Consider the following 21,234-nt stretch of genomic DNA (forward strand, 5'->3'; position numbering starts at 1 on the left):
CTGCAACCGAGCCCACCATGCCCACCCTCCTCCAGCACGCCCAGATCGACTGGGACGACCAGGGCCGCCCCCATTCGCGGCACTATGACGACGTCTATTTCGCAGTCAACGAAGGCATCGAAGAAACCAAGCACGTGTTCCTCGGCCAGACCCGCCTGGCCGAGCGTTTTGCCAACCTGGCGCCGCACGCCTGCACGGTGATCGGCGAAACCGGTTTTGGCACCGGCATGAATTTTTTCTGCGCCTGGCAGCTGTTCGACCAGCACGCACACAGCGACGCGCGCCTGCACTTCGTCAGCGTCGAGAAGTACCCCCTCGACCACGCCGACATGGCCCGCGCAGTGCGCCTGTGGCCTGAACTGGCCGCCTATACCGAGCCGCTGCTGGAGCAATACGTGGCGGTGCACCCGGGCTTTCAGCAGTTCACCTTCGCCGGTGGCAGGGTCACCCTGACCCTGTTGATAGGCGATGTGCTGGAACAGTTGCCGCAACTCGATGCGCAGATCGATGTGTGGTTCCTCGACGGCTTCGCCCCCGCCAAGAACCCCGACATGTGGACTCCGGAGCTGTTTGCACAACTGGCGCGGCTATCGCATCCGGGCACGGTGCTGGGTACCTTCACCACCACCGGCTGGGTACGTCGCAGCCTGGTCGAAGCCGGCTTCGCCATGAAGAAGGTGCCAGGCATCGGCAAGAAGTGGGAGGTGATGAGCGGCGCCTACGTCGGCCCCCTGCCCGGCCCATGCGCGCCTTGGTACGCGCGCCCCGCGGTGACACAGGGGCCGCGCGAGGCGCTGGTGATCGGTGCCGGACTTGCCGGCAGCAGCAGCGCCGCCAGCCTGGCCCGGCGCGGCTGGCAGGTAACCGTGCTGGAGCGCCACGAAGCCCCCGCCCAGGAGGCTTCGGGCAACCCACAAGGGGTGCTGTACCTCAAGCTGTCTGCCCATGGCACCGCGCTGTCGCAGATGATCCTGTCCGGGTTCGGCTACACACGGCGCCAGCTGCAGCGCTTGCAGCGTGGCCGTGACTGGGATGCCTGCGGGGTGCTGCAACTGGCTTTCGACAGCAAGGAGGCCGAGCGCCAGGGCAAGCTGGCTGCCGCCTTCGACCCCGGCTTGCTGCACTGCCTGGCGCGCGCCGAGGCCGAAGCCATCGCCGGCGTGGCGTTGCCTGGCGGCGGGTTGTTCTACCCCGAAGGTGGCTGGGTGCACCCGCCAGCGCTGTGCCAGCAGCAGTTGCAGCACCCTGGTATTCATTTGGTGACGCACCAGGAAGTGCTCGAACTGCGCAAAGTGGATGAACAGTGGCAAGCCTGGGCTGGCGACCAGCTGTTAGCCCGCGCTCCAGTGGTGGTCCTGGCCGGCGCGGCGGATGTGCTGCGCTTCGAACCTTGCGCGCAGTTACCACTCAAGCGCATCCGCGGGCAGATCACCCGCTTGCCGGCCACCGTCAGCAGCCAGGCACTGCGCACCGTGGTGTGCGCGGAAGGCTATGTGGCACCGCCGCGCGAGGGTGAACATACACTGGGCGCCAGTTTTGACTTCCATAGCGAAGACCTTGCGCCGACAGTGGCCGAGCACCAGGGCAACCTGGCGCTGCTGGACGAAATTTCCATCGATCTGGCGCAACGGCTGGCTGTGGCTGAACTGGACCCCGAGCAATTGCAGGGACGTGCTGCGTTCCGTTGCACCAGCCCGGATTACCTGCCGATCGTCGGCCCTATCGCCGACGCGCAGGCGTTTGCCGAAGCCTATGCAGTACTGGGCCGGGATGCGCGGCAAGTACCGGATGTGCCCTGCCCTTGGCTGGGCGGGTTGTATGTGAACAGCGGGCATGGCTCACGCGGGTTGATCACGGCACCGTTGAGTGGCGAGCTGGTGGCGGCCTGGGTATGTGGGGAACCGCTGCCATTGCCGCGGGCAGTGGCGCAGGCTTGCCATCCAAACCGGTTTGGATTGCGCCGGTTGATTCGGGGGAAGTGATTGCTTCGGGCGTATGTCATTGCATTTGTTGCGCCTGGAAGATCGAGCGCCGCCCGCGCGGCGCATCGCGAGCAAGCTCGCTCCTACATTTGTTTCGGGCCAATTATGCCTGTGACAGGTGCGCGCGACCGCCTTGTTTGTACGATGGGATATCACGTCATGCGCCAAGGGGCCGCGCGCAACTCCCTCAGAAATAATTGGCCCGAAACAAATGTAGGAGCGAGCTTGCTCGCGATGCGCCGCCCGCGCGGCGCTCGATTTCTGCAACACCACAAAACCCCAGGCAATAACCTGCCACCTCCACCTCATATAACAGATTGTTCTAAAACTCTCACAAAGCACATAGGTCAGTTCCTTAAGGTGCCCTAATCCGGGGCATCACCTCCCCAACGGAAAAACCGGTAAGGACTTATGTGCGGATTAGCAGGAGAGTTACGTTTCACCCCCATCGACCAAGCCCCTCGCCCAGCCGACCTGGCTGCGGTAGAGCGCATTACCCATCACCTGGCCCCGCGAGGCCCGGATGCCTGGGGCTTCCATAGCCAGGGCCCGATCGCCCTGGGCCATCGGCGCCTGAAGATCATGGACCTGTCGGACGGCTCGGCGCAGCCGATGGTCGACAATACGCTGGGCCTGTCGCTGGCCTTCAACGGTGCCATCTACAACTTCCCCGAACTGCGCGAGGAACTGCAGGCGCTGGGCTACAGCTTCTGGTCCGACGGCGACACCGAGGTGCTGCTCAAGGGCTACCACGCCTGGGGCGCGGCGCTGCTGCCCAAGCTCAACGGCATGTTTGCCCTGGCCATCTGGGAGCGCGACAACCAGCGCCTGTTCCTGGCCCGCGACCGCCTGGGCGTCAAACCCCTGTACCTGTCACGCAACGGCGAGCGCCTGCGCTTTGCCTCGACCCTGCCGGCACTGCTCAAGGGCGGCGACATCGACCCGATGCTCGACCCGGTGGCCCTCAACCACTACCTGAATTTCCACGCCGTGGTACCCGCACCGCGCACTCTGCTGGCCAACGTGCAGAAGCTGGAGCCTGGCACCTGGATGCGCATCGACCGCCATGGCGAAGTGGAACGCCAGGTCTGGTGGCAACTGCACTACGGCCCCCACCCCGACGAGCGTGAACTGGACCTGGAAGGCTGGACCACCCGCGTGCTCGACGCCACCCGCGACGCCGTGGCAATCCGCCAACGGGCAGCCGTCGATGTGGGTGTGTTGCTGTCCGGCGGCGTCGACTCCAGCCTGCTGGTCGGCTTGCTGCGCGAAGTGGGCGTTGACGACCTGTCGACCTTCTCCATCGGCTTTGAAGATGCCGGCGGCGAGCGCGGCGACGAGTTCCAGTATTCGGACCTGATCGCCAAACACTACGGCACCCGTCACCACCAGTTGCGCATTGCCGAACACGAAATCATCGACCAACTGCCGGCCGCCTTCCGCGCCATGAGCGAGCCGATGGTCAGCCACGACTGCATCGCCTTCTACCTGCTGTCGCGGGAAGTGGCCAAGCACTGCAAGGGCGTACAGAGCGGCCAGGGTGCCGATGAGCTGTTCGCCGGTTACCACTGGTACCCGCAGGTGGACGGCGCCGACGACGCCTATGCGGCCTACCGTGAGGCGTTCTTCGACCGCAGCCACGCCGAATACCGCGACACCGTGCAGGCCCCCTGGCTGCTGGAAACCGACGCCGCCGGCGACTTCGTGCGCGAACACTTCGCGCGCCCCGGCGCACCGGCTGCCGTGGACAAGGCGCTGCGCCTGGACAGCACCGTGATGCTGGTCGACGACCCGGTCAAGCGGGTGGACAACATGACCATGGCCTGGGGCCTGGAGGCGCGTACGCCGTTCCTCGATTACCGCCTGGTGGAACTGTCGGCACGCATTCCCGCCCGCTTCAAGCTGCCCGACGGCGGCAAGCAGGTGCTCAAGCAGGCGGCGCGACGGGTGATCCCGCATGAGGTGATCGACCGCAAGAAGGGTTACTTCCCGGTACCGGGCCTGAAGCATCTGGAAGGTGCCACCCTGGGCTGGGTACGCGAACTGTTGACCGACCCCAGCCAGGACCGAGGGTTGTTCAACCCGACCATGCTCGACCGCCTGCTGAGCAACCCGCACGGCCAGCTGACGCCACTGCGCGGTTCCAAGCTGTGGCAACTGGCGGCGCTGAACCTGTGGCTGAGCGAACAAGGAATCTGACCGATGAAAGCCCATGAAATCGCTTATGGTCAGCGCCTGCTGCGCGGCCAGGCGCCGTCCTACGAGCGCCTGCAGGCGCGCCTGGCCGGCGACGGCAGCCAGCCACACGACCAGCCGCGTGCCGTGCACTGCGGCTGGGGCCGGCTGTTGATAGGCCACACCTACCCCGACCCGGCTTCCCTGGCCGAGGATCTGCTCGACGAGCACCCGGGCGAACGCGACATCGCCCTGTACGTGGCCGCACCGCAGCAGGTGTTGGCACAGGCCCCTCAGCAGCTGTTCCTCGACCCGTCCGACACCCTGCGCCTGTGGTTCACCGACTACCGCCCGGCGCAGCGGGTATTTCGCGGCTTCCGCGTGCGGCGGGCACAGAACCCCGCCGACTGGCAGGCGATCAACACGCTGTACCAGGCGCGCGGGATGCTCCCCGTCGACGCCGAGCTGCTTACCCCCCGGCACTTGGGTGGCCCGGTGTATTGGCTGGCAGAGGACGAAGACAGCGGCGCGATTATCGGCAGCGTCATGGGCCTGAACCACACCAAGGCGTTCGATGACCCCGAGCATGGCAGCAGCCTGTGGTGCCTGGCGGTGGACCCACACTGCACCCGCCCCGGCGTGGGTGAAGTGCTGGTGCGCCACCTGATCGAACACTTCATGAGCCGTGGCCTGGCCTACCTGGACCTGTCGGTGCTGCACGACAACCGCCAGGCCAAGCGCCTGTACCAGAAACTGGGTTTTCGCAACCTGCCCACCTTCGCAGTCAAGCGCAAGAACGGTATCAACGAGCAGCTGTTCCTCGGGCCTGGCCCGCAAGCCGACCTCAACCCCTACGCACGCATCATCGTCGACGAGGCCCTGCGCCGGGGCATCGAAGTGCAGGTGGACGACGCCGCTGGCGGCCTGTTCACCCTGAGCCTGGGCGGGCGGCGCATTCGCTGCCGGGAATCGCTCAGCGACCTGACCAGTGCCGTGACCATGACCCTGTGCCAGGACAAACGCCTGACCCAGCATGCCCTGCACAACGCTGGGCTGCAGGTGCCCGCGCAACAGCTGGCGGGCAATGCCGATGACAACCTGGCGTTTCTGGAAGAGCATGGCGCGGTGGTGGTCAAACCGGTCGATGGCGAGCAAGGCCAGGGCGTGGCGGTGAACCTGACCTGCATCGACGACATTACCCGTGCCGTGGCGCATGCCCGCCAGTTCGACAGCCGCGTGCTGCTGGAAAGCTTTCATGCCGGGTTCGACCTGCGCATCGTGGTGATCGGCTACGAGGTGGTGGCCGCGGCCATCCGCCACCCAGCGCAGGTGCTGGGCGACGGTAAGCACAGCGTGCGCCAGTTGATCGAAGCCCAGAGCCGTCGACGCCAGGCTGCCACCGGTGGCGAGAGCCGCATTCCGCTGGACGACGAAACCGAGCGCACCTTGCGCGCAGCGGGCGTTGGCTATGACGACGTGTTGCCGGCCGGCCAGCGCCTGGCCGTGCGGCGCACGGCCAACCTGCACACCGGCGGCACCCTGGAGGACGTCACCGAACGCCTGCACCCGGTGCTGGCCGATGCTGCCGTGCGCGCGGCACGGGCACTGGAAATTCCGGTGGTGGGGCTGGACTTCATGGTGCGTGATGCCGGGCAGCCGGAGTACGTGATCATCGAAGCGAACGAGCGTGCTGGGTTGGCCAACCATGAACCGCAGCCCACGGCCGAGCGCTTTATCGACCTGCTGTTTCCCCATAGCCGGCCTTTGGCGTAAACCCGTGCCGGCCTCTTCGCGGGCAAGCCCGCTCCCACAGGGATATCACCGCCCTTGAAGGTGGCGCTGTACCTGTAGGAGCGGGTTTACCCGCGAAGGCAGCGCTGTACCTGTAGGAGCGGGTTTACCCGCGAAGAGGCCGGCACAGGAGTAAAGGAGTCCCCAACCATGTCCGAGCAACACCCCGAACCCGATCTCGACTACCTCAAACGCGTGCTGCTGGAAATGCTCGCCATCCCCAGCCCCACCGGCTTCACCGACACCATCGTGCGCTACGTTGCCGAACGCCTTGACGAACTGGGCATCCCCTTCGAGCTGACCCGCCGCGGCACCATTCGCGCCACCCTCAAAGGCCGGCAGGCCACCCCCGACCGCGCCGTTTCTGCCCACCTGGATACCATCGGCGCCAGCGTGCGCCAATTGCAGGACAATGGCCGCCTGGCCCTGGCGCCCGTCGGCTGCTGGTCCAGCCGTTTTGCCGAGGGCAGCCGGGTTAGCGTGTTTACCGATACCGGGGTATTCCGTGGCAGCGTGCTGCCGCTGATGGCCAGCGGGCATGCCTTCAACACGGCGATCGACCAGATGCCGATCAGCTGGGACCACGTGGAAGTGCGCCTGGATGCCTACTGCGCCACGCGCGCCGACTGTGAGGCACTGGGCGTGAGCATTGGTGATTTCGTGGCCTTCGACCCCTTGCCCGAGTTCACCGAAAGCGGCCACATCAGCGCCCGTCACCTGGACGACAAGGCTGGCGTAGCGGCATTGCTGGCGGCACTGAAGGCTGTGGTGGAAAGCGGTCGCCAGCCGCTGATCGACTGCCACCCGCTGTTCACCATCACCGAGGAGACCGGCTCAGGTGCAGCCGGCGCCCTGCCCTGGGACGTCAGCGAGTTCGTCGGCATCGACATCGCCCCGGTGGCGCCTGGGCAAGCTTCCAGCGAGCATGCGGTCAGTGTGGCCATGCAGGACTCGTCGGGGCCTTACGACTACCACCTGTCCCGGCACCTGCTGAAACTGGCCGGCGACCATGACTTGCCGGTGCGGCGCGACCTGTTCCGCTATTACTTCAGCGATGCCCATTCGGCGGTAACTGCCGGGCACGATATTCGTACCGCGCTGGTGGCGTTCGGTTGCGATGCCACCCATGGTTACGAGCGCACCCATATCGACAGCCTGGCAGCGCTGAGCCGGTTGTTGTCAGCCTACCTGCTGAGCCCGCCCGTATTTGCCAGCGATTCGCAGCCGGCCAATACGTCACTTGAGCGCTTCAGCCACCAGCTGGAGCACGATGCGCAGATGGAAAGCGACACGCGGGTACCGGCCGTGGACAGCCTGGTCGGAAACAAAGGCTAAACGCCCTTGGGGCTGCAAAGCGGCCCCAACACCTCGAATGTTTCGCGTAGCATGCCCATACCTATTTCAGACACCGCCCGACCATGCTGATCCCCTACGACCAATTGCAAGCCGAAACCCTGACCCGCCTGATCGAGGACTTCGTCACCCGCGACGGCACTGACAACGGCGACGACACCCCGCTGGAAACCCGCGTGCTACGGGTACGCCAGGCATTGGCCAAAGGCCAGGCTTTCATCCTGTTCGACCTGGAAAGCCAGCAATGCCAGTTGCTGGCCAAGCATGATGTGCCCCGCGAGCTGCTCGAATAGCAGGCCAGGCCTCTTCAGGCCTTGCTCTGCTTGGACGCCTTGATGCGCTTGTAAACTTCGGCTCGATGCACCGGCACCTCACGCGGAGCAGCCACACCAAAGCGCACCACGCCGTCCCGGGTCTCTACCACCATGATCCGGATGTCATCGCCAATCACGATGACCTCCCCTACTTCGCGCCCTATTACCAGCATGTTCCGATCCTCCTGCGAAAGGGAAAACCGGAGCCTGCCCCGTAGGCATTCAGCTACTCAATAGTTCCACTGCGATTCAGAAGCCTCTTACACTTTTGAGTAACTACTCCTACAGACCAATCATCGCGACGGGGCTTTTGCCCGCATTTTCACCGCCATTTCGGCCATCTCGTCATACAGCCGCTCAGGGGCCTGGCGTTTCAGTTGCCAGGCCTGGCGCCCTGCCTCATGAGGCAGGATGAGGAACTCGCCTGCAGCGACCTGCTGATGGATATAGTCGGCAATGTCCGCCGCACTGATCGGCGAACCTTCGAGCAGCTTGCCCACCTGCGCCTTCATCGCCGGGTTCGGCCCGCGGAACGAGTCCAGCAGGTTGGTCTGGAAGAACGACGGGCACACCACGTGCACCGCCACCTCCACCTGACGCAACTCCACCAGCAGGCTTTCCGACAAGGCCAGCACACCGGCCTTGGCCACGTTGTAGTTGCTCATGCCCGGGCCCTGCATCAGTGCGGCCATCGAGGCGACGTTGATAATGCGCCCCTTGCTGCGCTCCAGCAGCGGCAGGAAGGCCTTGCAGCCCTTGACCACGCCCATCAGGTTGACCGCGATCTGCCAGTCCCAGTCCTCCAGCGTCAGTTCGGCGAAGAACCCGCCCGAAGCAACGCCGGCGTTGTTGACGATCACATCGACCCCACCGAACTTCGCTTCGCAGGCCTGGGCCAGGGCCGTCAGCTGGCTATAGTCGCGCACATCGCAGCGCTGGACGAAGCCGTCGCCACCGGCCTGGCGAACCTGCTCCAGCGTTTCGCGCAGGCCGGCTTCGTTGACATCGGCCAATGCCAGGCGCCAGCCCTCACGGGCCCAGCGCAGGGCGATCTCGCGGCCGAGGCCAGACCCGGCGCCGGTGATCATGATGCGTTTTTGCATGGTCGCAGGCCTTGTTCTGACAGGTAGTCCGGTGAGTCTAATCAAGGCGTCGCCATCCGGGAGGATTCATCAGGGCAGTGAATGGGCGGGCATGATTGGGTAGACGGCTGCACGGGGATGGAATCTTTACCAACCCGCACCGGTCCGAATTATCGAGAGGCCAGCAATCTCAGGCTCTTGCCCCCTAATCACGCAAGGACTTTGACATGACCACGATCCTTATCATCATCCTGATTCTGCTGCTGATCGGTGGCTTACCGGTCTTCCCCCACTCGCGCAGCTGGGGCTATGGCCCTTCCGGCATAATCGGCGTGGTGTTGGTGATTCTGTTGGTATTACTGTTGCTTGGGATGATATGACGCGCTGCGGATAGCCACTTCAAAAAGCCACGTGAGGTGAATGGCAAGCGGGTCGCAATACCCGGTTGCCATCCTGGATAGCGAAGGTGATTAAACAGTATGGCTTCATTGACCAGCCCCCAAATGTGCCGTCCTCCATGAAGGCGCTCACGACATGAGGGGAGCATGGGCAGAGCACCAACCTGTCTGGAGGCCATCGCCGACTGCATGAAATAAAAAACGCCCCGACAAGCGGAGCGTTTTTCAGTGCAGGGGATTGACGTTAGTGCGAGACCGCCCCGCTGGCACCCAGGCCAGTCTGCGAACGCACGAACTGCGGGAAGAACAGCGCGCGCTCATCCTCAGCCGCCTTGGACTTGTCGGTGACCGAGAAGAACCAGATGCTGACGAAGGCAATGGCCATCGAGAACAGCGCCGGGTACTCGTACGGGTAGATGGGCTTCTCGTGGCCGAGAATCTGTACCCAGATGGTCGGGCCAAGGATCATCAGCGTCACCGCACTCACCAGGCCCAGCCAGCCGCCGATCATGGCGCCGCGGGTGGTCAGCTTCTTCCAGTACATCGAAAGCAGCAGTACCGGGAAGTTGCAGCTGGCCGCAATGGAGAACGCCAGGCCGACCATGAAGGCGATGTTCTGCTTCTCGAACAGAATCCCCAGGCCGATCGCCAGTACACCCAGGGCGACAGTGGTGATCTTCGATACGCGGATCTCGTCCTTGTCGTTGGCTTTGCCCTTGCGCCAGACGCTGGCGTACAGGTCGTGGGACACTGCCGAGGCACCGGCCAGGGTCAGGCCAGCCACCACTGCCAGGATGGTGGCAAAGGCCACCGCCGAGATGAAGCCGAGGAACACACTGCCCCCCACCGCATTGGCCAGGTGCACCGCGGCCATGTTGTTGCCGCCCAGCAGAGCGCCTGCGGCGTCCTTGAATTCCGGGTTGGTGCTGACCAGCAGGATCGCGCCAAAGCCAATGATGAAGGTGAGGATGTAGAAGTAGCCGATGAAGCCGGTGGCGTACAGCACGCTCTTGCGCGCTTCCTTGGCGTCACTGACGGTGAAGAAGCGCATCAGGATGTGCGGCAGGCCGGCAGTACCGAACATCAGTGCCAGGCCCAGGGAGAATGCCGAGATCGGGTCCTTGACCAGGCCGCCGGGGCTCATGATCGCCTCGCCCTTGGCGTGTACCTTGATCGCTTCGGAGAACAGCGTGTTGAAGTCAAAGCCCACGTGCTTCATGACCATCAGCGCCATGAAACTGGCACCGGACAGCAGCAGCACAGCCTTGATGATCTGTACCCAGGTGGTGGCCAGCATGCCGCCGAACAGCACGTACAGGCACATCAGGATACCCACCAGGATCACCGCCACATGGTAGTCCAGGCCGAACAGCAGCTCGATCAGCTTGCCGGCGCCGACCATCTGCGCGATCAGGTAGAACGCCACCACCACCAGCGAACCGGAGGCCGACAGGGTGCGGATTTCCTTCTGCCCGAGGCGGTACGAGGCCACGTCGGCGAAGGTGTACTTGCCCAGGTTGCGCAAGCGTTCGGCAATCAGGAAAAGAATGATCGGCCAGCCAACCAGGAAGCCGATCGAGTAGATCAGGCCGTCGTAACCCGAGGTGAACACCAGCGCGGAAATACCCAGGAACGAGGCGGCCGACATGTAGTCGCCAGCAATCGCCAGGCCGTTCTGGAAGCCGGTGATCTTGCCCCCGGCAGCGTAGTAGTCCGATGCCGACTTGTTGCGTTTGGAGGCCCAGTAGGTGATGCCGAGGGTGAAGGCGACGAAGGCCACGAACATGGCGATGGCGGAAACGTTCAGCGGTTGTTTCTGCACCTCGCCGGTCAGGGCATCGGCGGCCCACACGGCGGGTGCGAAGGCTCCGCAGGCCAGTACGGCCAGGGCTTTGGCTTGGCGAATCATTGTTGCGCCTCCTTCAGGATTTCCTTGTTCAGCTCATCGAATTCGCCGTTGGCGCGGCGTACGTAGATGGCGGTCAGGACGAATGCCGAAACGATCAGGCCGACGCCCAGGGGAATGCCCCAGGTAATCGAAGACTCAGGACTGAGCTTGGCGCCCAGCACATGAGGACCGTAGGCGATCAGGAGGATGAAGGCGCAGTAGAGGCCGAGCATGATCGCCGAGAGAATCCAGGCGAACCGTTCGCGTTTGGTGACCAGCTCCTTGAAACGAGGGCTGTTTTGTATCGAGAGGTAAATGCTGTCGTTCATTGTTTTTGTCCTAGCAGCACAGATACGGGATGGAACCCACACCCTTACTTTATGCTGCCGATGGACGCCAACCAGACGACCTTAGTCTTAGATGCAACGGTGTTTTACCGATTGCGTAACAAAGTGATGAGCCGTTCGCAGGTAAACCCGCTCCTGCAGGAGCGGGTTTACCCGCGAAGAAACCCTATTGGCCCTGAAAGGTGATTACTTGCCAGTCCACTCCTTCACACGATCAGGGTGCTTGGCGACCCAGTCCTTGGCGGCCGCTTCAGGCTTGGCCCCTTCCTGGATCGCCAGCATCACCTCGCCAATCTCGTCCTTGGACTGCCAGTTGAACTTCTTCAGGAACTCCGCCACTTCCGGTGCCTTGGTGGCCAGTTCCTTGCTGCCGATGCTGTTCACGGTTTCTGCCGCGCCATATACGCCTTTCGGGTCTTCGAGGAACTTCAGCTTCCACTTGGCGAACATCCAGTGCGGAACCCAGCCGGTCACCGCAATCGACTGCTGCTTGGCATAGGCACGGCCCAGTTCCGCAGTCATCGCCGCACCCGAGCTGGCCTGCAACTTGTAACTGGTCAGGCCATAGTCCTTGATCGCCTGGTCGGTCTTGAGCATTACACCGGAGCCTGCGTCGATGCCAACAATCCTGTCCTTGAAGCTGTTATCGGTCTTGAGGTCGGCAATGCTCACTGCCTTGACGTACTCGGGGACGATCAGGCCGATCTTGGCGTCCTTGAAGTTCGGGCCGTAGTCGACCACGTTGTCCTTGTTCTTGGCCCAGTACTCACCGTGAGTCACCGGCAACCAGGCCGACAACATGGCATCGAGCTTGCCCGTTGCCACACCCTGCCACATGATTCCCGTGGCCACGGCCTGCAACTTCACGTCATAGCCGAGTTTTTGCTTGATTACTTCGGCAGCCACGTTGGTGGTCGCCACGCTGTCGGCCCAACCATCCACGTAACCAATGCTTACTTCTTTGGCCATAGCCTGTGCAGTGCTCATGGCCATTACCAGGGCGGTGCCCACACCCAGGAAACGTCGCATTTTCTTCAAAGTTGCCATCAAAGCATCCCCTCGTCAGGTCTTGGAGATTGCATCATCTTCCTGCAACACAAGTCGACCTGATCCAGCTGCGACCTGCACCCGCCCCATATGCGACAGCACTATGCCATTAGCGCCATCGGCCTGCCTCGGCCTGCGCGATCCTTGCATGCCAAAGGTTTGGCGCCGGGCTACTATCTAACCTTTTGTGCCAGACGATGGACCGCCACATGCCCAGTTGTAGCCGCCTGTTATTGCCGTTGTACCTGCTTGCCTGCCTGCTGGCCCTGGTCGGGCTGGGGGGGCTCTGGTACGGGCTGGGCAAGCCTGTGCACCTGCCCGATGCGGCCAGCCCTGCACACAAGCTGCAATGCGCTTCGTACACGCCGTTCGACAAAGACCAGTCGCCTTACGACCAGCCGTTTCGCCTGCGCCCAGCGCGGATGGACGCCGACCTGGCGTTACTGGCCGAGCGGTTTCAGTGCATCCGTACCTATTCCATGAGCGGTCTTGAGGCAATCCCGGCGCTGGCACGCAAGCATGGTCTGAAGGTGATGCTGGGCGCCTGGGTGAACGCCCACCCGGCCGACACCGAGAAGGAAATCAACCTGCTGATCGCTGCTGCCAACGCCAACCCGGACGTGGTCAGCGCGGTGATCGTCGGCAATGAGACACTGTTGCGCAAGGAGGTGACCGGTGCCCACCTGGCCAAATTGATCGCGCGGGTGAAGCGCCAGGTCAAGGTGCCCGTGACCTACGCCGATGTCTGGGAATTCTGGCTGCAGCACCCGCAGGTGGCCCCGGTAGTGGACTTCCTGACCATCCATCTGCTGCCCTACTGGGAGGACGACCCGCGTGGCATCGACGATGCCTTGGCCCACGTTGCCGATGTGCGCCGGGTGTTCGGCACACGCTTCGCGCCCAAGGACATACTGATTGGCGAAACCGGCTGGCCCAGCGAAGGCCGCCAACGCGAAACGGCGGTGCCCAGCCGGGTCAATGAGGCGCGCTTCATCCGTGGCTTCGTGGCCATGGCCGAGCGCAATGGCTGGCACTACAACCTGATCGAAGCCTTCGATCAGCCCTGGAAACGCGCCAATGAGGGCGCGGTGGGTGGTTACTGGGGGCTATACGACGCGGACCGACAGGACAAGGGCGTGCTCGAAGGGCCCGTGAGCAACCTGCATGACTGGCCGCAGTGGTTGCTGGCCAGCGCCGTGCTGACGGTGATCATGCTGGTGCTGGCCGGGCGCCCCTCTACACCGATGGCCGCCTTGCTGCTGCCACTGCTGGCAGCGTTTGGTGCCGCTTGCCTGGGCCTGTGGGGCGAGTTGATGCGCACCCATGCGCGCTTTGCCGGGGAATGGCTGTGGGCACTGATGCTGGCCGGGCTGAACCTGCTGGTATTGGCCCATGCGTTGTTGGCGCTGGCGCGGCGGGCCGGCTGGCGTGAGCGCTTGTTCGCCTGGCTGCAGGTGCGAGCCGGCTGGCTGTTGCTGGCGGCGGGCTTCGCTGCGGCGGTGAGCATGCTGGCAATGGTGTTCGACCCACGCTACCGCAGCTTCCCCAGCGCGGCGCTGGCGTTGCCGGCGCTGGTTTATGTGCTGTGGCCGGTGCGGGCGCGACGGGCGGAGGTGGCGTTGCTGGCGTTCATCGTCGGCGCCGGGGTGGCGCCGCAGTTGTTCGTGGAAGGGCTGGAGAACCAGCAGGCCTGGGGCTGGGCGGTGGTGAGTGTGCTGATGACAGCGGCATTGTGGCGAAGCCTGCGGATGCGCCAGGCTTGATACTGCATATCCCTTGAGCCCGGCGCGGACCTTGTGGGAGCAACTGTCTTGCTCAATTTCTGAAAGCTGGCGCGATCCCGCAGCTGCTTACAATGGGGGTTGCCTGACCAGGCGCAACCCCGCCAGCACCAGCGCAAACACCGCAATGCTGGCGGTGTACAGCACCAGCGCCGGCACCGCGAACACCAGTGCCAACACTGCCAGCCACCAGCCGGCACGCGCGGAAACGAACTGGGCCAGTAGCGCCAGGCCCAATCCGCCCCAGGCCATGACTTGATGGTGAATGCCCAACCCCAGCAGCGAACGCACCTCGCACTGCCAATAGGCGGTCGGCACTGCGCACAGCCCTACCCACTGGCCGTCCTCCATCAGGCCGTAACGCACGCCATAACTGGCCGCGAGCCAACCCCCCAGGAACAGCAGCAACAGCGCCGTCGGCAGCGAACGAGACATCCTGTTCTCCAATACCGGTAATCGAAAGCATCCATGATCGCTTATGCCCGTTTCTAAGGCAAAATCACACCCCGGCAGCTATGTTGCAGATAGCAAGTACGCCAAATGCCACCGCAGCGGGCAACTTTGCCCGCCTGGCTGTGGTCCTAGCCTGCACACTGCTCGACCTTGCGTTCTTTTGGGGGATTACATGCTTCGATCTTTGCGCCTCGCTGCCCTGCTCGGCAGCTTGCTCATGGCTGTGGCCGCTTCAGCGCGGGATATCGACGCTGCCAGCTATGGCTACCCTCTTACCAACCCGTTCGAGGCCACCATCGCCACCACGCCGCCGGACAAGCGCCCTGAGCTGCCCAGCGACGATGAAATCACTCAGTCCGACTACAGCCTGAACTTGCGCCCGGAGCGCGAGTTCACGTTGCCCGACAACTTCTGGGCAGTGAAGAAGCTCAAGTACCGCCTGGCCCGCCAGGATCGCGAAGCGCCGCTGATCTTCATCATCGCCGGCACCGGCGCGCCCTACAGCAGCAGCATCAATGAATACCTGAAAAAGCTGTTCTACCAGGCCGGCTTCCACGTGGTGCAACTGTCATCGCCCACCAGCTATGACTTCATGAGTGCGGCCTCGCGCTTTGCTACCCCCGGCATCAGCCAGGAAGACGCCGAAGACATGTACCGGGTGATGCAGGCCGTGCGCGCCCAGCATCCACGCCTGCCGGTCAGTGATTTCTACCTCACCGGTTACAGCCTGGGTGCGCTCGACGCCGCCTTCGTCAGCCACCTGGACGAAACCCGCCGCAGCTTCAACTTCAAGCGTGTACTGCTGCTCAACCCACCGGTCAACCTCTACACCTCGATCAACAACCTCGACAAGCTGGTGCAGACCCAGGTCAAGGGCATCGACCGCAGCACCACGTTCTACGAGCTGATGCTGGAAAAACTCACCCGTTACTTCCAGGACAAGGGCTACATCGACCTGAACGACGCCCTGCTGTACGACTTCCAGCAGTCGCGCCAGCACCTGTCCAACGAACAGATGGCCATGCTGATCGGCACTTCGTTCCGCTTCTCGGCAGCGGACATCGCCTTCACTTCCGACCTGATCAACCGCCGCGGCCTGATCATTCCGCCGAAGTTCCCGATCACCGAAGGCAGCAGCCTGACGCCGTTCTTCAAGCGCGCCCTGCAGTGCGACTTCGACTGCTACATGACCGAACAGGTAATTCCGATGTGGCGCGCCCGCACCGACGGCAACAGCATCCTGCAGTTGGTCAACCAGGTCAGCCTGTATGCCCTGGAAGACTACCTGCGCAGCAGTGACAAGATCGCCGTGATGCACAACGCCGACGACGTCATTCTCGGCCCGGGCGACATTGGCTTCCTGCGCAAGGTGTTCGGCGAACGGCTGACCCTCTACCCCCATGGCGGCCATTGCGGCAACCTCAACTACCGCGTCAACAGTGACGCCATGCTGGAGTTCTTCCGTGGTTAACAAACTCCTCTTCGCCACTGCCCTGCTTGCCGCTGGCCACACCCTGGCCGCCGAAACCGCACCCCGAGCCAGTGTGGTCGAGGCCGACCCGCAGGTGATCGGCACCGCGCCACTGGTGCCCGAAGCCGATGGCTTCCTCGACCCGCTGCGTGAGCTGAAATTCAACCCGGGGCTGGACCAGCGCGAGTTCGAGCGCTCAACCCTGCAGGCGCTGAACGTGTACGACCCGCTGGAGTCGATCAACCGGCGCATCTACCACTTCAACTACCGATTGGACCAATGGGTGCTGCTGCCGCTGGTGAATGGCTATCAGTATGTCACCCCAAGCTTCGTGCGCACGGGGGTGAGCAACTTCTTCAACAACCTTGGCGATGTGCCGAACCTGTTCAACAGCGTGTTGCAGCTCAAAGCCAAGCGCTCGGCAGAAATCACCGCGCGACTGATGTTCAACACGATCATCGGCGTGGGTGGGCTGTGGGACCCGGCGACCAGCATGGGCCTGCCGCGCCAGAGCGAGGACTTTGGCCAGACCCTGGGCTTCTATGGCGTGCCGGATGGGCCGTACCTGATGCTGCCGGTGCTAGGCCCATCGAACCTGCGCGATACCACCGGGCTGGTGGTGGACTATGCGGGAGAGCAGGCGGTCAACTACCTGAACGTGGCCGAAGCCAGCACCGATCACCCGGAAATCTTCGCCCTGCGTGTGGTGGACAAGCGCTACACCACCAACTTCCGTTACGGCCAGCTGAATTCGCCGTTCGAATATGAAAAGGTGCGGTATGTGTATACCCAGGCGCGCAAGTTGCAGATAGCCGAGTAAGCCTGCTGCGGCCCTTTCGCGGGTGAACCCGCTCCTACACAGGTATTGGCGCAACCCCTTGTCGCGAAAGGGCCTGCACAGGCAACATCAAATCCCCAGGAATTCGCAAAGCTCGCGCTTCTTGGCCAAGGCATCCTTGCGCCCCAGCTCGATCAGTTCACTGCAATAGCTGGCCTCGAACAGCAAATAGCTCAACACCCCCGCCCCGCTGGTGCGCGTCGCCCCCGGCCCCCGTAAAAACAGGCGTAACGCCGCCGGCAACTCGCGGCGGTGCCGAGCGGCAATCTCATCCAGCGGCTGGCTGGGCGCCACCACCAGCACGTCGATCGGTGCCAGCCCCAGGCGCCGGGCATCCAGGTGCGCCGGCAACAGCCCGCTCAAGTGGTTGAGGCGCTGCAGCAGTTCGATATCGTCTTCCAGGCTGTCAATGAACGTACTGTTGAGCAGGTGCCCGCCGATCTGCGCCAGGCTCGGCTGCTGCCCGCTGAACACACGCTGGGGCGGTACAGGTGGCGCTGGCCGCTGCGGGTTTCCGCTGACCCCGACCACCAGCACCCGGCTGGCGCCCAGGTGCAAGGCCGGGCTGATCGGCGCCGACTGGCGCACTGCACCGTCGCCGTAATACTCGCCGCCCAGTTGCACCGGGGCGAACAGCAGCGGGATCGCCGCACTGGCCAGCAGGTGGTCGATGGTCAACGGTGCGGGTACGCCGATACGCCGGTGGCGCAGCCAGGCCTCGATGGTGCCGCGGCCCTGGTAGAAGGTCACCGCCTGACCAGACTCGTAGCCAAAGGCGGTCACCGCCACGGCGCGCAGTTGCTCGGCGGCCAAGGCGTGGCCGATGCCATCCAGGTTCAGGTGCGTTTGCAGCAGGCTGCGCAACGGGCTGCTGTCGAGCAACGCCACGGGGGCCTGGCCACCCAGCCCCAGCAGGCTGTGGCCAACGAAACGGCTGGCCTGGCGCACGACCCCGGGCCAGTCGCTGCGGATGACCAGATGGCTGCGGAAATTCTGCCAGAAGGCAGTGAGCCGCTGCACGGCGTCATTGAAGTGCACCGCACCACTGGCCAGGGTGACGGCGTTGATGGCCCCGGCGGAGGTGCCGACGATGACCGGAAAAGGGTTGTCCGCGCCGGCGGGCAGCAACTCGGCGATGCCCGCCAGCACACCGACCTGGTAGGCGGCGCGGGCGCCGCCGCCAGACAGGATGAGACCGGTTACCGGGGGTGGTGCCATGGCGTCCTTCCTGGGGTAGATGTGTTTTCAGCGCTTCTTCTTGTCATACAGCCGCGGCGAACCCTCGGGCCGCGACTTGAACCGGCGGTGCGCCCACAGGTACTGCTCGGGGCACTCGCGCAACACGCTCTCGACCCATTGGTTGATGCGCAGGCAATCGGCCTCTTCGCTTTCCCCGGGGAAATCCGTCAGCGGCGGGTGGATGACCAGCCGATAGCCGCTGCCATCCTCCAGCCGCTTTTGGGTGAACGGAATCACCTGCGCCTTCCCCAACCGGGCGAACTTGGTGGTAGCGGTCACCGTCGCCGCGGGGATGCCAAACAACGGTACGAAGATGCTCTGCTTGGCGCCGTAGTCCTGGTCCGGTGCGTACCAGATCGCCCGGCCCGAACGCAGCAGCTTGAGCATGCCACGCACGTCCTCGCGCTCCACCGCCAGCGAATCAAGGTTGTGACGCTCGCGGCCGCTGCGCTGGATGAAGTCGAACAGTGCATTGCCGTGTTCGCGGTACATGCCGTCGATGGTGTGCTGCTGGCCGAGCAGCGCGGCGCCGATTTCCAGGGTAGTGAAGTGCACCGCCATGAGGATCGCGCCCTGCCCCGCCTGCTGGGCGGCCTGCAGGTGCTCAAGGCCCTCGATATGGGCCAGGCGCGCCAGCCTGGCCTTGGGCCACCACCAGCTCATGGCCATTTCGAAGAAGGCGATGCCGGTAGAGGCGAAGTTGGCCTTGAGCAAACGCTGCCGTTCGTCGACCGACAGCTCCGGGAAGCACAGCTCCAGGTTGCGCGCGGCGATGCGCCGACGTTCACCGGCAAAGCGATACATGACGGCGCCCAGCGCGGCACCGATCTTCAGCAGCACCCGGTACGGCAACTGGACCACCAACCACAGCAGGCCCAGGCCCAGCCACAGGCCCCAGAACTTGGGGTGAAGGAAATAGGGACGAAAACGCGGGCGTTCCATTGAAGCATCCGGAAAGACAAAGGCCGCGCATTCTACAACGGATCAGTGCATGTTGCGGGCAACCGGTGTTCTCGTTATAAGTCAGGGCACTTTTTTCGCAACAAGCCGTCTATGCAGACCATGAGCCCAAACCACACACCCGACACCGCCTCCGTGTTCCAGCTCAAGGGCAGCATGCTCGCCATTACGGTACTGGAACTGGCGCGCAATGACCTTGAAGCCCTCGACCGCCAGTTGGCGGCCAAAGTCGCCCAGGCCCCGAACTTCTTCAGCAATACACCGCTGGTGCTGGCGCTGGACAAGCTGCCGGCCGACGAAGGGGCAATCGACCTGCCCGGCTTGATGCGGATCTGCCGACACCACGGCCTGCGTACCCTGGCCATCCGCGCCAACCGCATCGAGGACATCGCCGCCGCCATCGCCATCGACCTGCCGGTGCTGCCGCCCTCGGGGGCCCGCGAACGGCCGCTGGAGCCCGAGCCCGAGGTGGTCAAAAAGCCCGAACCGGCCCCGGCGCCACCACCGCCCCCCGAACCCGAGGTGCGCCCGACCCGCATCATTACTTCGCCAGTACGCGGTGGCCAACAGATCTATGCTCAGGGAGGTGATCTGGTTGTGACGGCTTCGGTCAGCCCAGGTGCGGAACTTCTGGCCGATGGCAACATCCATGTGTACGGCGCCATGCGCGGCCGCGCCCTGGCCGGCATCAAAGGCAACACCAAGGCGCGTATCTTCTGCCAGCAGATGACCGCCGAAATGGTCTCGATCGCCGGCCAGTACAAAGTCTGCGAAGACCTGCGCCGGGATCCACTGTGGGGGACCGGCGTGCAAGTCAGCCTGTCTGGTGACGTGTTGAACATCACCCGTCTTTAACGGATACTTGCCAGCATTTTTAGAGCAACTTTTTTACCGTTGCCTTTATTTAGCTATTTCAGTTTTTTGCAGGGACAAGTGTCCCGACTATTTTTAGGGGTGAAACACCTTGGCCAAGATTCTCGTGGTTACTTCCGGCAAGGGGGGTGTGGGCAAGACCACAACCAGCGCCGCCATTGGTACCGGCCTCGCACTGCGCGGCCACAAGACCGTCATTGTCGACTTCGACGTGGGCCTGCGTAACCTCGACCTGATCATGGGCTGCGAACGCCGCGTGGTGTACGACTTCGTCAACGTGGTCAACGGCGAAGCCAACCTGCAACAGGCCCTGATCAAGGACAAGCGCCTCGAGAACCTGTACGTGCTGGCCGCCAGCCAGACCCGTGACAAGGACGCGCTGACCCAGGAAGGCGTGGAAAAGGTACTGATGGACCTGAAGAAGGACTTCGAGTACGTCATCTGCGACTCGCCGGCCGGTATCGAAAAAGGTGCTCACCTGGCCATGTACTTCGCTGACGAAGCCATCGTGGTGACCAACCCGGAAGTTTCGTCGGTACGTGACTCCGACCGCATGCTGGGCATTCTGTCGAGCAAGTCGCGCCGCTCCGAAAACGGTGAAGAGCCGATCAAGGAGCATTTGCTGATCACCCGCTACCACCCTGAGCGCGTCGTCAAAGGCGAAATGCTGAGCGTGGCCGACGTGGAAGAAATCCTGTCGATCAAGCTCAAGGGTGTGATCCCGGAATCGCAGGCCGTCCTCAAGGCGTCCAACCAAGGTATCCCGGTCATTCTCGATGACCAGAGCGATGCCGGCCAGGCCTACAGTGATGCGGTCGACCGCCTGCTGGGCAAAGAGAAGCCGATGCGCTTCATCGATGTACAGAAGAAGGGATTCTTCGAGCGCATTTTCGGGAGCAAATAAACCATGAACCTTTTTGACTTCTTTCGTGGCAGACAGAAACAGACCAGCGCGTCGGTAGCGAAAGAGCGTCTACAGATCATCGTGGCGCACGAGCGCGGCCAACGCAGCGAACCGGACTACCTGCCCGCGCTGCAGAAAGAACTGCTGGAAGTGATCCGCAAATATGTGAACATCGGCAACGATGATGTGCATATCGAGCTGGAAAACCAGGGCAGCTGCTCGATTCTGGAGCTGAACATCACCCTGCCGGATCGCTGATCCGCGTAGTCGACAATTTGGGGCTGCCTTGCAGCCCTTCGCGGGCAAGCCCGCTCCTACAGGGGACGCATATCCTTTGT

At 63.4% G+C, this 21,234-nt stretch carries 20 protein-coding genes; 12 read left to right on the plus strand and 8 right to left on the minus strand.

Annotated elements, in window-relative coordinates; genetic code table 11:
- Positions 1-17 precede the first annotated feature (17 nt).
- From mnmC to ACF8FB_RS21035, 5 genes are all read left to right on the plus strand, one after another.
- Positions 18-1,982 (plus strand): bifunctional tRNA (5-methylaminomethyl-2-thiouridine)(34)-methyltransferase MnmD/FAD-dependent 5-carboxymethylaminomethyl-2-thiouridine(34) oxidoreductase MnmC, encoded by a 1,965-nt coding sequence (gene mnmC, locus ACF8FB_RS21015; RefSeq protein WP_392511869.1) that lies wholly within the window; start codon positions 18-20, stop codon positions 1,980-1,982.
- 411 nt (positions 1,983-2,393) lie between these two features.
- Entirely contained in the window at positions 2,394-4,181 is a 1,788-nt protein-coding gene (locus ACF8FB_RS21020; protein WP_010952790.1) for an N-acetylglutaminylglutamine amidotransferase, read from the plus strand.
- 3 nt (positions 4,182-4,184) lie between these two features.
- Positions 4,185-5,930: an N-acetylglutaminylglutamine synthetase gene (gene ngg, locus ACF8FB_RS21025; protein WP_003252632.1), complete on the plus strand. Its 1,746-nt coding sequence runs from the start codon at positions 4,185-4,187 to the stop codon at positions 5,928-5,930.
- 168 nt (positions 5,931-6,098) lie between these two features.
- Positions 6,099-7,283 (plus strand): osmoprotectant NAGGN system M42 family peptidase, encoded by a 1,185-nt coding sequence (locus ACF8FB_RS21030; RefSeq protein WP_020193055.1) that lies wholly within the window; start codon positions 6,099-6,101, stop codon positions 7,281-7,283.
- A gap of 83 nt (positions 7,284-7,366) precedes the next feature.
- The gene (locus ACF8FB_RS21035; protein ID WP_004575803.1) at positions 7,367-7,594 is read left to right on the plus strand and encodes a YheU family protein; all 228 of its coding nucleotides are present in this window, start codon (positions 7,367-7,369) and stop codon (positions 7,592-7,594) included.
- Positions 7,595-7,608: 14 nt separating this feature from the next.
- On the opposite strand, the gene csrA is transcribed toward ACF8FB_RS21035, so the two are convergent.
- Both csrA and ACF8FB_RS21045 read right to left on the minus strand, forming a co-directional pair.
- A complete protein-coding gene (csrA, locus tag ACF8FB_RS21040) occupies positions 7,609-7,788 on the minus strand; it encodes a carbon storage regulator CsrA (protein WP_004575804.1) in 180 nt (59 codons plus the stop codon).
- Between the two features lie 120 nt (positions 7,789-7,908).
- On the minus strand, positions 7,909-8,718 hold the full coding sequence (locus tag ACF8FB_RS21045; protein ID WP_020193054.1) for an SDR family oxidoreductase: 810 nt from the start codon (positions 8,716-8,718) through the stop codon (positions 7,909-7,911).
- A gap of 206 nt (positions 8,719-8,924) precedes the next feature.
- Between ACF8FB_RS21045 and ACF8FB_RS21050 the strand changes: the two genes are divergently transcribed.
- A complete protein-coding gene (locus ACF8FB_RS21050; protein ID WP_003252624.1) occupies positions 8,925-9,077 on the plus strand; it encodes a DUF3309 family protein in 153 nt (50 codons plus the stop codon).
- Between the two features lie 262 nt (positions 9,078-9,339).
- Here ACF8FB_RS21050 and ACF8FB_RS21055 read toward each other — a convergent pair whose 3' ends face one another.
- From ACF8FB_RS21055 to ACF8FB_RS21065, 3 genes are all read right to left on the minus strand, one after another.
- A complete protein-coding gene (locus ACF8FB_RS21055) occupies positions 9,340-11,004 on the minus strand; it encodes a cation acetate symporter (protein ID WP_392511873.1) in 1,665 nt (554 codons plus the stop codon).
- Positions 11,001-11,312: a DUF485 domain-containing protein gene (locus tag ACF8FB_RS21060; protein ID WP_010952786.1), complete on the minus strand. Its 312-nt coding sequence runs from the start codon at positions 11,310-11,312 to the stop codon at positions 11,001-11,003. Before ACF8FB_RS21060 ends, ACF8FB_RS21055 begins: the two co-directional genes overlap by 4 nt.
- Before the next feature lie 204 nt (positions 11,313-11,516).
- Positions 11,517-12,377 carry a glycine betaine ABC transporter substrate-binding protein gene (locus tag ACF8FB_RS21065; RefSeq protein WP_014592048.1) on the minus strand — a complete coding sequence of 287 codons (861 nt, stop codon included), beginning with the start codon at positions 12,375-12,377 and terminating at the stop codon, positions 11,517-11,519.
- Positions 12,378-12,574: 197 nt separating this feature from the next.
- Between ACF8FB_RS21065 and ACF8FB_RS21070 the strand changes: the two genes are divergently transcribed.
- Positions 12,575-14,140 (plus strand): beta (1-6) glucans synthase, encoded by a 1,566-nt coding sequence (locus ACF8FB_RS21070; RefSeq protein WP_392510509.1) that lies wholly within the window; start codon positions 12,575-12,577, stop codon positions 14,138-14,140.
- An 87-nt stretch (positions 14,141-14,227) separates the two neighbouring features.
- On the opposite strand, the gene ACF8FB_RS21075 is transcribed toward ACF8FB_RS21070, so the two are convergent.
- Complete coding sequence (locus ACF8FB_RS21075; RefSeq protein ID WP_014592050.1) at positions 14,228-14,593, minus strand: hypothetical protein; 366 nt, start codon at positions 14,591-14,593, stop codon at positions 14,228-14,230.
- Between the two features lie 190 nt (positions 14,594-14,783).
- Here ACF8FB_RS21075 and ACF8FB_RS21080 point away from each other — a divergent pair, with 190 nt between their 5' ends.
- Together ACF8FB_RS21080 and ACF8FB_RS21085 are read left to right on the plus strand one after the other, a co-directional pair.
- Positions 14,784-16,082 carry a serine/threonine protein kinase gene (locus ACF8FB_RS21080; RefSeq protein WP_121783926.1) on the plus strand — a complete coding sequence of 433 codons (1,299 nt, stop codon included), beginning with the start codon at positions 14,784-14,786 and terminating at the stop codon, positions 16,080-16,082.
- 73 nt (positions 16,083-16,155) lie between these two features.
- Positions 16,156-16,902, plus strand: a complete 747-nt coding sequence (locus ACF8FB_RS21085) for a VacJ family lipoprotein (RefSeq protein WP_392511882.1) — start codon at positions 16,156-16,158, stop codon at positions 16,900-16,902.
- Positions 16,903-16,989: 87 nt separating this feature from the next.
- Here the strand turns inward: ACF8FB_RS21085 and ACF8FB_RS21090 are convergent, their stop codons facing one another.
- Together ACF8FB_RS21090 and ACF8FB_RS21095 are read right to left on the minus strand one after the other, a co-directional pair.
- Positions 16,990-18,138, minus strand: coding sequence for a patatin-like phospholipase family protein (locus ACF8FB_RS21090; protein ID WP_392511875.1), 1,149 nt, complete (start codon positions 18,136-18,138; stop codon positions 16,990-16,992).
- Between the two features lie 27 nt (positions 18,139-18,165).
- A complete protein-coding gene (locus tag ACF8FB_RS21095) occupies positions 18,166-19,101 on the minus strand; it encodes a lipid A biosynthesis lauroyl acyltransferase (RefSeq protein ID WP_010952779.1) in 936 nt (311 codons plus the stop codon).
- A 111-nt stretch (positions 19,102-19,212) separates the two neighbouring features.
- Between ACF8FB_RS21095 and minC the strand changes: the two genes are divergently transcribed.
- The 3 genes from minC (at position 19,213) to minE (ending at position 21,154) form a co-directional block, all read left to right on the plus strand.
- Complete coding sequence (gene minC, locus ACF8FB_RS21100) at positions 19,213-19,974, plus strand: septum site-determining protein MinC (RefSeq protein WP_392510510.1); 762 nt, start codon at positions 19,213-19,215, stop codon at positions 19,972-19,974.
- A gap of 109 nt (positions 19,975-20,083) precedes the next feature.
- Positions 20,084-20,896, plus strand: coding sequence for a septum site-determining protein MinD (gene minD / locus ACF8FB_RS21105; RefSeq protein ID WP_003252574.1), 813 nt, complete (start codon positions 20,084-20,086; stop codon positions 20,894-20,896).
- 3 nt (positions 20,897-20,899) lie between these two features.
- A complete protein-coding gene (gene minE / locus ACF8FB_RS21110; RefSeq protein WP_003252572.1) occupies positions 20,900-21,154 on the plus strand; it encodes a cell division topological specificity factor MinE in 255 nt (84 codons plus the stop codon).
- Positions 21,155-21,234: the final 80 nt, after the last annotated feature.

The sequence above is a fragment of the Pseudomonas sp. yb_2 genome (assembly GCF_043103905.1).
In the GTDB taxonomy this organism is placed as follows: Bacteria; Pseudomonadota; Gammaproteobacteria; order Pseudomonadales; family Pseudomonadaceae; genus Aquipseudomonas; species Aquipseudomonas alloputida.